This is a genomic window from Nitrospirota bacterium (genome assembly GCA_035873375.1).
Lineage (GTDB): Bacteria > Nitrospirota > Thermodesulfovibrionia > Thermodesulfovibrionales > JdFR-85 > BMS3Bbin07.
Genome location: JAYWMQ010000063.1, coordinates 1 through 12525, shown reverse-complemented (window position 1 = coordinate 12525; position 12525 = coordinate 1). Strand labels below are relative to the sequence as shown.

The 12525-nt window shown below is 46.2% G+C and carries 11 protein-coding genes; 6 read left to right on the top strand and 5 right to left on the bottom strand.

Features of this window, described 5'->3' with window-relative positions:
- Positions 1–55: 55 nt before the first annotated feature.
- Genes VST71_13235 through VST71_13225 form a run of 3 tightly spaced genes read left to right on the top strand, consistent with a single transcriptional unit; the run spans position 56 to position 2706 of the window.
- Positions 56–316 (top strand): chemotaxis protein CheW, encoded by a 261-nt coding sequence (locus VST71_13235; GenBank protein MEC4686677.1) that lies wholly within the window; start codon positions 56–58, stop codon positions 314–316.
- A 12-nt stretch (positions 317–328) separates the two neighbouring features.
- Positions 329–451 carry a hypothetical protein gene (locus VST71_13230; protein ID MEC4686676.1) on the top strand — a complete coding sequence of 41 codons (123 nt, stop codon included), beginning with the start codon at positions 329–331 and terminating at the stop codon, positions 449–451.
- A complete protein-coding gene (locus tag VST71_13225; GenBank protein ID MEC4686675.1) occupies positions 451–2706 on the top strand; it encodes a response regulator in 2256 nt (751 codons plus the stop codon). The genes VST71_13230 and VST71_13225 overlap by 1 nt, the downstream gene beginning before the upstream one ends.
- A gap of 19 nt (positions 2707–2725) precedes the next feature.
- Here the strand turns inward: VST71_13225 and VST71_13220 are convergent, their stop codons facing one another.
- Positions 2726–4477 (bottom strand): methyl-accepting chemotaxis protein, encoded by a 1752-nt coding sequence (locus tag VST71_13220; protein ID MEC4686674.1) that lies wholly within the window; start codon positions 4475–4477, stop codon positions 2726–2728.
- Between the two features lie 333 nt (positions 4478–4810).
- On the opposite strand from VST71_13220, the gene VST71_13215 reads away from it, so the two are divergent.
- The 3 genes from VST71_13215 to VST71_13205 all read left to right on the top strand — a co-directional run bounded on the left by VST71_13215 (position 4811) and on the right by VST71_13205 (position 7358).
- Positions 4811–5503, top strand: a complete 693-nt coding sequence (locus tag VST71_13215) for a response regulator transcription factor (protein MEC4686673.1) — start codon at positions 4811–4813, stop codon at positions 5501–5503.
- Positions 5493–6878: a HAMP domain-containing sensor histidine kinase gene (locus tag VST71_13210; protein ID MEC4686672.1), complete on the top strand. Its 1386-nt coding sequence runs from the start codon at positions 5493–5495 to the stop codon at positions 6876–6878. Before VST71_13215 ends, VST71_13210 begins: the two co-directional genes overlap by 11 nt.
- 150 nt (positions 6879–7028) lie before the next feature.
- Positions 7029–7358 carry a hypothetical protein gene (locus VST71_13205; GenBank protein ID MEC4686671.1) on the top strand — a complete coding sequence of 110 codons (330 nt, stop codon included), beginning with the start codon at positions 7029–7031 and terminating at the stop codon, positions 7356–7358.
- A 6-nt stretch (positions 7359–7364) separates the two neighbouring features.
- On the opposite strand, the gene VST71_13200 is transcribed toward VST71_13205, so the two are convergent.
- From VST71_13200 to VST71_13185, 4 genes are read right to left on the bottom strand one after another with little or no spacing between them, the layout of a single operon-like run.
- Positions 7365–8228, bottom strand: a complete 864-nt coding sequence (locus VST71_13200; GenBank protein MEC4686670.1) for a lysophospholipid acyltransferase family protein — start codon at positions 8226–8228, stop codon at positions 7365–7367.
- Between the two features lie 26 nt (positions 8229–8254).
- Complete coding sequence (locus VST71_13195; protein MEC4686669.1) at positions 8255–10687, bottom strand: AAA family ATPase; 2433 nt, start codon at positions 10685–10687, stop codon at positions 8255–8257.
- 27 nt (positions 10688–10714) lie between these two features.
- Positions 10715–11593 (bottom strand): site-specific tyrosine recombinase XerD, encoded by an 879-nt coding sequence (xerD, locus tag VST71_13190; GenBank protein MEC4686668.1) that lies wholly within the window; start codon positions 11591–11593, stop codon positions 10715–10717.
- The gene (locus VST71_13185; protein ID MEC4686667.1) at positions 11574–12359 is read right to left on the bottom strand and encodes a ribonuclease H-like domain-containing protein; all 786 of its coding nucleotides are present in this window, start codon (positions 12357–12359) and stop codon (positions 11574–11576) included. The genes xerD and VST71_13185 overlap by 20 nt, the downstream gene beginning before the upstream one ends.
- Positions 12360–12525 lie beyond the last annotated feature (166 nt).

Here is a 12525-nt window from a genome sequence, read left to right as displayed (position 1 = left end):
CGTGACTGGAGTTCAGACGTGTGCTCTTCCGATCTGATGAGATAGATATTGCAAAATGGTTGAAAATATAGAAAACTCAGGCACTCCGGAAGAGGAGTATGGTACTCCCGAATTAAAGGCTTGTATATTTTCCGTCGGCGGGCAGGAGTTTTCAGTGGACATGGCTTATCTAAAAGGGATAGCTGAGCTTTCAGAAATAGTACCCCTGCCGCTCAGTCCCTCCTACATAGAGGGGATTACATCTCTGAGAGGAATGGCGGTGCCCGTTGTGAACCTTGCCACTCTGAAGGAGCTTCATGAAGAAAAGGCTGCATAGAGGTGGCTTATAGTGCTTGAGGTGGAGAGGACTCTCTTGGGGATTACTGTAAATGAGATGCCGGATCTGGTCGCAGATTACAGGGGTGAGCTTATAGATGTCCCGGATTTCTTTGAAACATACAGGTTGAGGTAATGGCGGAAAAGGGTTTACGCGATTTCTTTCTTGCAGAGGCTGAAGAACATCTGGTTGTCCTTGAGAAAGGATTCCTTGAGCTGGAAAAGAACCCTTCAGAGCTTTCCGAAATGCAGGAACTCTTCAGGGCCGCTCACTCCCTTAAGGGTTCTGCAGCACTTGTCAAACTTGATACCACAAGCAAGGTTGCACATAACCTCGAAGATGTCCTTGAGTCAATCAGGGACGGTAATACCCCCGTTACCAGACCGGTCATTGACTGGCTTCTCCATACCCTTGATGCCATCAAACTCCTTATATCGGAAATAACACTTGGAAATCCTGAAATAACAGAGATCGCCGCTGAAGTAGAGGAAAGCCTTAAAGAAATCCTTCCGGGGGAAGAGACTGCAAAGAGTATCTCTGTTAAGGAAAAAAAGGCTGTACCTGAGAAGAGGCAGGTACCCCGGAGAAGAGAGGAAATCGAGGTACTGTCGAATTACGTCAGGGTTCATGTTGATAATATAGAACAGATGATGAACCTCGTAGGTGAATTAACAATCCTGAAGAACTATCTACTTTCCGAAACAGGGGAGATATTGGACCTCAAAGACGAAATTGAGTATGCCGGCAGCAGATTAACAAAAGAAATAGATGACTTCAGCAGTAAATACGCTTATTCCATTCCGGACAAGATTACATATGTGGATGCCCTTCTTGAAGATTTCAGGGAACTTGAGTTTGACAGGTATGATGAGCTGAATCTCTTCACCCACAAGCTCCACGAGATAATGGACGATATAACAGAGGCACTCAAGGACTCCGCCAATTTCCTTGTAAGGTTTTCGGATCATATCAGGATGATCGACAGGATCAATATGGATATGAGAGAGATCGTTTCCCGCTCAAGGATGGTGGAAGCCGGCAGGCTCTTTCAGAGGTTTACAAGAACAATCAGGGACTTGGCACACCGTTCAAACAAGAAGGTCAGATTTATTGTAAGTGGCACGGAAACCCGTATCGACAGGGTAATCTTTGAACGGCTGTTTGATCCGCTTTTACATATAATCCGTAATGCAGTCTCTCACGGAATAGAGTATCCCGCGGAACGGGTCTCGAAGGGCAAGCCAAAAGAAGGGAGAATCTCCCTTGTTGCAAGAAGAGAGGGCAATAGTGTTGCAATCGATGTAAAAGATGACGGACGTGGCATTGATCTTGGTGCAGTATACAGAAAGGCTGTAAGGCTTGGAATGCTGCAAAAGGGTGAGCGGCTTACCAAGGGGCGGCTCCTCGGCATCCTTTTCAGCCCCGGGTTTACTACGCTTGAAGAGACGGATATGACATCAGGGCGAGGAGTGGGACTGGATGTGGTGAGGGAGGCTATTGCAGAAATGAACGGGAAAATAAGTGTTGCAACATCCGAAGGGAAAGGAACGATCTTCAGGATAAGACTCCCCCTCACCTTTATAATTGTCAACACGGTAAGATTCACTGCTGGCGGTATCGAGTTTGTTGTTCCGTCAAGCCTTATTCAGGAGCTGATTGAGGTTGACTACAACCCGGAAGCAGAAACCATACCCCTGAGAGGAGACCATGTGCAGGCAAAGGACCTCTGTAAACTGCTGAGACTCAATCCGGAAGGCAGGGGTTCTAAGATACCCGCAATTGTCTTCAATCTTATGCCCGGCACACAGGTAGCCCTTCTGGTAGATGAGATAACAGGACAGGAAGAGACGGTCATCAAGCCGCTCGGGAAATTTCTTGAAGGCCTGAAATACTACTCTGGTGTGAGCATTTCAGCAAGGGGAAGACTGATGCCTGTCCTTAATCCGGTGACATTGCTTGAACGGCCTGTTGAGACGGAATTCCTGCAGCCGGAGCTAAGAGAGGTGGAACTGAAACAGAATATTCTGATAGTGGATGATTCCCTGAGTATCCGCAAATTTGTAAGCATCATCCTCCAGCAAAAGGGATACAGGGTGTATACCGCTTCTAACGGCATGGAAGCACTTGAAGTAATTGATGAACATCCTGTCGACCTAATCATCACAGACCTTGAGATGCCGGTCATGCATGGTTACGAATTTCTAAGAGAGCTCCAGAGGAAAGGACTTTCCGAGACCATCCCAGTCGTGATACTGACATCAAGAGGGAGTGAGAAACACAAGGAGAAGGCTGCTTCACTTGGGGCAAAAGAGTATCTGGTGAAGCCCTTTGAAGAAGAGTCGCTGCTGGAAACAGTGAGAGGGTATCTGAAAACCCCTCAATTCAGATAAACCCGGCCCCGGAACGAACCTAAACCGTCTCTCCTTCCTCTGATATCCTGAATTTTTCAACAGATGAGAGAAGTTCTTTTGAAGATCCGGAAAGCTTCCCGGAGATCTCTGTTGAGTCCTGTACCAGCGTTAACAGCTCAAGAGAGATGCCGTTGACAGACTCCATTGAAAGGACAACATCGCCTGTCATCTCCCTCTGAATCTGTGATAACTGGAATATCTCCGAGACGATACCCTTTGTTTTATCAACAGAACCTTCTATATCTGTAAAGGCGATACCTGTTTCAGATGCAAGGACAGACTGTTTCTCGACTATCTCGGTCTCGTCTTCAAGTGATGTGGTTATTTCACTTGCCTCTGTCTGTATTGCACGTATGATATTGGTTATCTGCTTGGTTGCCTCTGCCGACTTGTCTGCAAGCCTTCGTATCTCTTCAGCGATAACCACAAAACCCTTGCCTGACTCGCCGGCCCTTGCTGCCTCAATCGAGGCATTCATTGCCAAAAGGTTTGTCCTTGACGCAACCTCTGCAATAAGGCCTGAAATGGTTCCGATCTCTATAATCCTCTCGGACAGCATCTTCATCTTCTTATTGATGGTTTGAACCGTTGCCCTGACAACTTTCATACCTTCAATACTCTGATTGACCAGTTCTCCACCCTTTGACGCAGCCTCTGAGGCCTTAACTGAAATCTCTGTTGCCTCTCCGGTCTCATCAGAGATTTTTATTGTGGCATCAACAGTCCCGTTGACTGCTTCAGTAGCCCCTTTTAGCTGAACCATCTGGTTTTCAGCCCCGTCTGCCATCTTCTTCAGCATGTCAAGGAGTCTGAAACTCTCTTCACCAACGCTGCGGGCAGTGTTTCTGACATCCTTGAAGAGGTATGAAAGTTCATCCACCATCAGATTAAAGGCATCGGCAATAGAGCCAAAGACATCTGCAGTAACAGGTGCACGCACAGTAAGATCGCCCTCTGCCGCGGTACTGACAACTTCAAGGAATTTGATGACATTTTCCTGAACCTTTTTTCTTTCTTCATCTGTCTGTATATATTCCCGCAACTTGTCAAGGGTATCATTGAAGACAACCGCTATCTTGCCAAACTCATCCGATGATTTGACGGGTAGTCTGACATCGGACTCTCCGCGGCCAACGGCCTCGATACCCGACATCAGGGAATTCAAGGGTTCCACCATCCTTGACGATATAGCCATGGAGACTACCAACCCGATAAACAGGGTTGCTAAATAAAATAAGGCAATCACCATTGAGCGTTCCTTAAGGATATCCAGAAAACTCACCTTATAAAACCCGGCGGTCATGGTCCCGTATATGTCTATTCCGTATGATGCCAGGGGATAGCTGATATTTATTACTTTCCCAAAGGGCTTGATAGCGAGTTCCTGCACGGTCTCTTTTGGACTCAGACCAACATTCTTCAACTCGGCAGGGATTTTTCCCTTAAAGGAGTGCTCAAATATTTTCCCATCGCGGTCTCTGAATATATAGTATGCAAGATCAGGAGAGGATTTCTTCAGTTGAACGGCAAATGTCTTCACAGCGCGCATATCATCTGTTGACATAAGATCACTTACTGCGGCAGACTGCTCGGCAACAAAGAGTTTCTCTTTTTCGATTGTCGTCTTTACGCGGTCTTTCCATATATCGTACAACTGGTATGTAAAAATTGCGGTGACCAATAATAATATAACGGCCAGGAACGTAATGGTAAGCTTCACCCTGATGCTTGTACCCTTTTTAATAGCCATAAATCCTCCTCAGAAGGAATTTTTTGTTTATCTGCACAAATGCCGAAATCCTTACACCATTCATTGAGGCAGGTATCAATCACCCTTCGAAATACTCAACCCTCGGCAGTATAATTTATGGTGAACTCCCTGTTCGGTGAGGGTTGAGACGATAGAAGTCCCCTGCAAAGCAGGTCAATCTCTGCTGGAACACACCACGCTCCATACCTGCAAGGGCATAATATACATTATAGTGAAACTCATTGAAATATACAAGTATTTCTCCTCAGTGCGGATTTCTGTAACGTCTCTCCTTCACAACTACTTCATGCTTTTTATGGTATTATAAGTAATATGCAGGGATACAGGATACTAATAGTAGAAGATGAAAAAAAGATAGCGGATATCGTCAAGGCATATCTTGAAAACGAAAGGTTCAAGGTAGCCGTTGCAGAAACGGGACAGCGTGCTTTAAAGTTGCTTAAAGACGGGGTTGACCTTATAATACTCGACCTGATGCTCCCGGACATGCCTGGTGAGGACATCTGTCAGGCAATCAGGGAAGACTCCGAAATACCGATCATCATGCTCACTGCAAAGAGCGAAGAGGAAGAGAGGATAAAAGGGCTCGGCATCGGGGCTGATGACTATGTGGTAAAGCCCTTCAGCCCACGGGAGCTCGTGGCAAGGGTCAAGGCCCTGCTGCGAAGAAGTAAAGGTATAAAAAAGAAGATCAGCTTTAACAATAACAACCTTATAATCGATGAATCGCGTTTTGAGGTTATAAAAAACGGCTCCATCGTAGTCTTTACACCAACAGAGTTCAAACTCCTTCTCAACCTTGCCGAACGTCCCGGACAGGTCTTCACAAGGGTTCAGCTTGTAAACGCAATTCTCGGTTATGATTTTGAAGGTTATGACAGAACGGTCGATGCACACATCAAGAACATCCGTCACAAGATCGAAGACGATCCAAGAAACCCTGTTTACATTAAAACAGTTTATGGAGTAGGTTACAGATTTATCGGCTTACCTGATGAGGACTAAATTATTTCTATCATTCATACTTATAATATTTCTTGCCCTTCTTTCCAATGTTGTCTTTGAACGGCTTACCCTGAAAGATTTCGATGAGTTCGTAAGGGGAACAAAAGAAGACCAGACATACTGGGTCCTGGCCTCAATTGAAGGCAGTTATATCGATAATCAGTGGGATATGGAACACCTCAGCATGGCGCTTCACTGGGGGTTAATGCTCGGTTTTGAAACCTATGTTGAAGATACCTCCGAAAAGCAAATTCTCTCCTCAACCGATGTCCTCCTCAGTCTGAATCCAAACATGTTCAAGAGGATGCTTTCCCTCCTGAAGTTGCCCACAGGTGAGGGTGAATATGCCTGGTATCCCCTCTATGTCAAGGGCAGAGAGATCGGAAAACTCTATATCAGACCACTTAAAAGACTCGGGGCTATTGCCCTTAAGGAAGATATCTTCAGAAACAGGGGAAGAGAGTTTCTCATCACCTCGTTCCTGATAGCAGGTAGCGGAGCAATCTTTCTTTCCATACTCTTTACCATCTACCTCGCCACACCGGTAAGACGACTGAACGCAGCAGCGGAAAAGATAGCAAAAGGAGACCTCTCTGTAAAGATACCCCAATTACACCGACCCTTCGGAGGCCTTTACAGCACCTTGAAATGCCATGACGAGATGGACAGGCTTACAGATACATTTAATTATATGGCGGAGGCCCTGAGGAGAGAGGATGCCCTCAGGAAGCACCTTACCTCCAACGTGGCCCATGAATTGAGAACACCACTGACCATTATCAAGGTAAATCTCGAGGCTATTGAGGACGGAATAATCACAGATACGCATACGGTAATAAACAATATAAACTCCGAGATACAGAGACTCATCTCCCTTGTGGAAGGGATAGAGGATATAACAAGGGCTGAGGCGAGTTTCTTCAAGAAAGGCACACTGACAGAGATCGACCTCAAGGAGTTTATCGAAACAGTCACGAGTGGAATGGCCAATATGATAGAGGAAAAGGGGCTATCTATCAGGACAGAGGGACCTCCGGTTACGGTAAAGACCTACCCTGAAAAACTGCACATTATACTGAAAAACCTCCTCACAAATGCCTATAAATTCACACATAGTGGAGGGATTACTGTACGCTGGGACAAGTATAAAAAAGATGGCGGGACAACAGGATTTCAGATCACGGTTGAAGATTCAGGAAAAGGTATTGCACCCGCAGATATTTCAAAAATATTTGAACGGTTTTACAAGGGAAAAGACTCAGGTGGCAGGGGACTCGGTCTTGCCATTGTGAAAGAACTTACAGAGGTGATAGGGGGAAGCATTGAGGTAGAGAGCACACCGGATATCGGTTCACGGTTTACCGTCACATTCTGAATATATACGGCTAAGGCAGACTATTTTCATATTTTCTTCATCTTTTTGTTTTATCCTTGAAACTGAGATAAAGACTCTAAAATTCAACCGCAAAAAACTCAGAGGTTACAGAAAAAAACAAAAAAACAAATGGGGAAAATGCTAAGTAAAATGAAATATTCGGCAGGGTTGGCAATAATTTTATTCATGCTGACAGCGCCTTCAATTTCTGCACAGCAATTTGCACAACAAAAGCAGCAGCCTGTAACACCCTATGGCGACTTCTGCTCACTCTGCAGCACTTACGGCATCTGTACAATACAGACGAGTCCTGAAAAAGCAGAGAGGGCAATAAGGGACTATTACAACAAGAAAGGGCTTGATGTGGAGATAGAAGAGATAAGCGGCAGGTTTATAAAGGCAAAAGTAAAGGACAAGGGAAAAGTTGTCGACACCATTCTCTTTGACAGCAGCACGGGCAGGTTCAGGTCAATATATTAACCAATTTTAAGTCCTCTTCCACCTTCGGTGAATCCAGAGCCATTCCGTAGGATTTTTAACTATATATCTCTCAACAAAAGATGTAAACCTCTTCGTATCCTCAAGAACCGCTCTTTCGAGGTCTTCTGCGTCAGAGAGTTCCACCTCAGGATGTATCTCCACCACGTGACTCCCGTTATCCCTCCGCCTTATAAAGACAGGCACTACCGAAGCCCCGGTCTTTCTTGCAATGAGGCTCGGTGACTTGATTGTCCAGGCTGGCCTGCCAAGGAACTCAACTACAACACCCTCGGCGGGCAGGACACTCTGGTCAATGAGTATTCCCACTGCACCACCCTTCCTGAGCCTGGAGATTATGGCCCTGAGCGCACCCTTTTTGTATATCACCGAGTTGCCGTATCTCTTTCTGACCCGCTCGATGAGGCTATTTAAATATGGATTGTTTATGGGTCTCGCCACAGCGCCGACCGGGGATACTTTGCAGGAAACGGCAAGTGCAAGGAGTTCCCAGTTACCACAGTGACCGGTAATCAGGAGGATGCCCATTCCCTTCTCCCTCGCCCTCTGATAATTATCAAGCCCCTCAACCTCTATTCTATCCAGTATCCTGCTTCCAAACCCGTGGTAAATTCTGGCTATCTCAACAGCAGACATCCCAAGGTTTCTGAAATGCTCTTTTACTAACTCAGTTACAGGAACACTATTATCTATAAACCCTGCCCGGATGGCATGACTGATGTTATCAACAGCGATTCTTCTCCTGCTCCCCCATACAAAATACCCGATCACCCCTATAAGGGAACCAACTCTGAGCGCCAACCTTAAAGGCAGAATAACCAGCGGAAAAGTTACGGCGTACAAAAGGCCCATCTGAAAAAGCCACAGGACATTCCTCATTACCCGTTCTTACCGTCCTCCCCATTGTTGTTATTCTTATCCTCCTTCTTCTCTTTCAGCGCCTCTCTTATCTCTGTCAACCTCTTTTGCACAAGGTAGTTCAGTGTCGCCTCAGGATACGTCCCGTCAGGCTTAAGTTCACCGGCAGGCATGTCCATAAGAATCTCAATCCCCTCCTCCACGCGTTCAATCGGGTAAATATGGAAACTTCCATCCTTTACCGCCTCGAGGACTCCCCTTCGGAGCATCAGATTCCTGACATTTCTTTCAGGGATGATGACCCCATAAGTCCTGTCAAGTCCCCTCAGACGGCAGAGTTCAAAGAAACCCTCGATCTTTTCGTTCACACCGCCAATAGGCTGAATATTGCCGTTCTGATCCATCGACCCTGTTATGGCTATATTCTGCTTGATTGGCACACCTGAGATAGCGCTCAATAGTGAATAGAGCTCAGCACAGGTAGCACTGTCCCCCTCTATCATCCCGTAAAGCTGCTCGAATGTAATCGATGCCGAGAGACTTATGGGTTTCTTGATGGCATACATCCTGCCAAGGTAATTCGAAAGTATGAGAATGGCCTTTTCGTGTATCTTTCCTGAAAGCTTCGTCTCTCTCTCAATGTTAATCACGCCTGCCTTTCCTGTATACACTGTTGTCGTAATCCTCGAAGGTTTGCCAAAACTGTAATCTCCAAGGCTCATCACTGCAAGGCCGTTTATCTGACCCACTCTTTCACCGGAAGTCTCAACAATCAGGGTCCCCTCGGCCATCAACTCCCTCAACCTGTCTTCAATCCTGTTATGACGATAAATCTTCTCATTGAGGGCCTTTTCCACATGCACCCCTGCAACAACTTCGGCCCCATCCTTTTTTGCCCAGTAATGGGCCTCCCTGATCAGGTCCGATATATCACTGAATTTCGAAGAGAGTTTTTCCTGGTGCTCCGCCAATCTGGAACCGTATTCAACAATCCTTGCTACACCCGAGGGGTCAAAGGACAGGAGCAATTCATCCTTTGACTTGGTTGCAACAAAGGTTGCGTATTTAAGTATGTTCTCCCCTGTCCGGTCCATCTGGTTGTCAAAATCCGCCTTCACCTTGAAGAGTTCCCTGTATTCCTCGTCAAGATTGTAGAGCATGTAATAAATATACGGATTCCCTATAAGGACAACCTTCACATCAAGTGGAACAGCTTCCGGTTTCAACATTGCTGTTGTTATGAGACGGTACTGCTCCCAGATATCCTCGATCTTCAGCTCACGGTTCCTTATCGCCCTTTTCATGGCATCATAGGAAAAGAGGTTTCTCAAAAGGTCGAGGGCATTTATTATCAGGTAACCTCCGTTGGCCTTATGGAGAGAGCCGGCCTTGATCATGGAGAAATCAGTCACAGCCACGCCATACTGGAATTTATGTTCAATACGGCCAAAGAGGTTATAATATGTTGGATTGCTCTCAAATACACAGGGAGCACCCTTCTGGGCACCGTTGTTAACAATTGCATTTACTGAATATTTTATAAAATTAGGCTCCGGTTTCGGCATCTTCATAAACGGAAGCGGAGCCGGCGCTGCCTCTTCCGCAGGTGACTTAAAACCTTCAAGGTTATCAAGTATATCCTCCCTCACAGCGTCGAGGTAGACCATGATCTTTTCATTACCCTTATACTTCTCTTTTAAATCATCGATCAGGTGGCCAAGGACAGATATGGCAGCCTCTCTTTCAAGCCTTCTGAGAAGTTCCTTAACAAGCTTTTCACCTTCCCTCAATGTCCTTACCACATCATCAAGTTTTTCCTGAAGCAGTTTGCCGATCTCTTCTATCTTCCTCCTGGTCGCTTCATCAAGAGAGTGGAACTCCTCCTCGGTAAGGGGCTCTCCGTTCTTTTTGACAGGAACGATTAAAAAACCGCCCACGGTCCTCTTTATAGTGAATCCCTTAGCCTCTGCCTCTTGCTCAAGGCTCGAAAAAAGCTCTTTCTGTCTCTTCTGAAACTCTTCAAATATACGGCCTCTCTGTTTGTCATACTCCTTTGACTCAAAAACCCTCGGGATCTCCACCTTGAGTGAGTTTATGAGTTCTGTCATGTCCTTTTGAAATTCAACTCCACGGCCCGGTTCAAGGGATATGGCAAGAGGGCTGTCAGGCTCCTTAAAATTATAGACATAACACCAGTCAGGTGGGACGGGCTCTCCCTCTGCTTTCTTGGACAAAAGGGTCTTGATTGTGGATGTCTTTCCTGTCCCGCTCTCACCGAGCACATAGATATTGAACCCCTTGCTCTCAAGACTGAGACCGAAATCAATAGCGCTCAAAGCGCGGTCCTGGCCAATCGTACCTTCAAACGGGGGAAGTTCATCTGTTGTCTTAAAGCTGAAGAGTTTAGTATCACATCGCCTGTACAGGTCATCCACTGTCAGAGACTTCACCATATTCCCCTCCTTTTGCTGTAGATCGTTTTATGCCCTGGGATGATATTTTTCATAAACCTTTTTAAGCCTGTCGGATGTAACCTTTGTGTAAATCTGTGTTGTAGAAATATCCGAATGTCCAAGCATCTTCTGTATAGAGCGCAGATCAGCCCCACCCTCGAGGAGATGGGTTGCAAAAGAGTGACGTATAACATGGGGTGAAACCTTTATACCCACCCGTCTTCCGTATCCCTTGATTGTCTGCCAGAACCTCTGGCGGGTAAGAGACGTTCCCCTCCGAGATATAAATAAATAGGGAGATTCCTTACCCTTCAGCAGACTCGTCCTTAACTGCTTTATGTATTTGCGGATATTGTCAATCGTCTGCTCACTCACAGGCACCACCCTCTCCCTGGAACCCTTGCCGATCACCCTCACAAAACCGGCCTCGAGATTTACATCCTCCACTCTGAGATTAACAAGCTCACTCACACGGAGACCGGATGCATACATGAGCTCGAGCATGGCAAGGTCTCTGAGTGCAAGTTCTCCACCTTCTATTGCCTCAAGAAGCCTCTGCACATCATCAACGGAAATTGCCTTTGGAAGCCGCTCCCACCTTGCAGGTGTCTGCAGGTTTTCAGAAGGGTCCTCGCTTCTCAGCTTTTCAAGAATCAGATACCTGCAGAAGCTTCTTATTGCAGAGAGCATCCTTGCAATCGAGGCAGAGGTATAATCTTCATTCCTTAAAAGACTGATGAAGTTGATAATTTCGCCCTTATCAAAAGTAATAAATCCCTTTGCCTCGTTCTGCAAAAAAAAGCTGAACTTCTTTAAATCCCGCTCATATGAAATTACAGTATTTGCAGCCCTGCCCCTCTCCACAGACAGATAAGTCAAAAACCCCTCAAGAAGAGCCGTTTCCATTCAGAAACTCCTCTATGCCTGTGGATGCCCTGAGCAGTTTGTAAATCCTCTCTGCCAGGGGTAAAAGGTTCACGGTATCCTCCCTGTTGTACTCAAGAAGAAGCTCAAGGGCACGGGAATCACCCCTTATCCATCGCCGCCATAAAAGGACGGCATCATAGCCGTTCATTCCCTTTACATCATCCGCCCTTGAAAGCCCGGCTGAAACTTCGAGTTTTTTAAGCCCGCCCTTAAGCCCAACACGCCTTGCACCATAACAGATATCAAAGTGCGGCATCCTGAGCCTGAACCCCGGGAAGCATTTTTTCAGAAAAGGTATATCAAACGTAGAGCCAAAAAAAGTAACAAGGAGTTTGTATCCTGAAAGCTCATCCTGCAACCTCTCAGGTGTCAGGTTCTTTCCCTTTATCAGATACCTCCACTCACGGCAATCGTAGAGGCCGACTACAGTCACAGTTCCCCCCCTATCAGGAGGCAGGCCGTTTGTCTCTATGTCAAGACAGACCATATCAGACCTGAAAGTGTCAAACAGTCTCCAGTGTTCCCGCGGTCTCAGAAAGGACTTGAACGGTTCGGGATTGCTCCGGTTGAGCTCCTCGGAGAAGTACAGGATTGTCTCTTTCATGACAGTGCTTTTCTGTCCGGAGATAAACGGGACCGGGTCTTCCCTCACAAAGTCATCCCACGTCAGGACCCCCTCGCTCCAGAGCTTCTTCTCCAACCTCTCACCCACACCATCAAGAACTGAAAACGTATGTCGAATCATTACATATAGTAACCTAATCCGGGTGTAAATGTTAACCGTAAAATCCAGCAAATAAAGATAACAAATCGTCCGGGTCTGATGGTAAGGTATGAAAAACAGAGAAGGGGCGCTTATGGCTCAACGCATTAGTTCAATCAGCCGCCTGATTCACTAAAATTGCTCAATT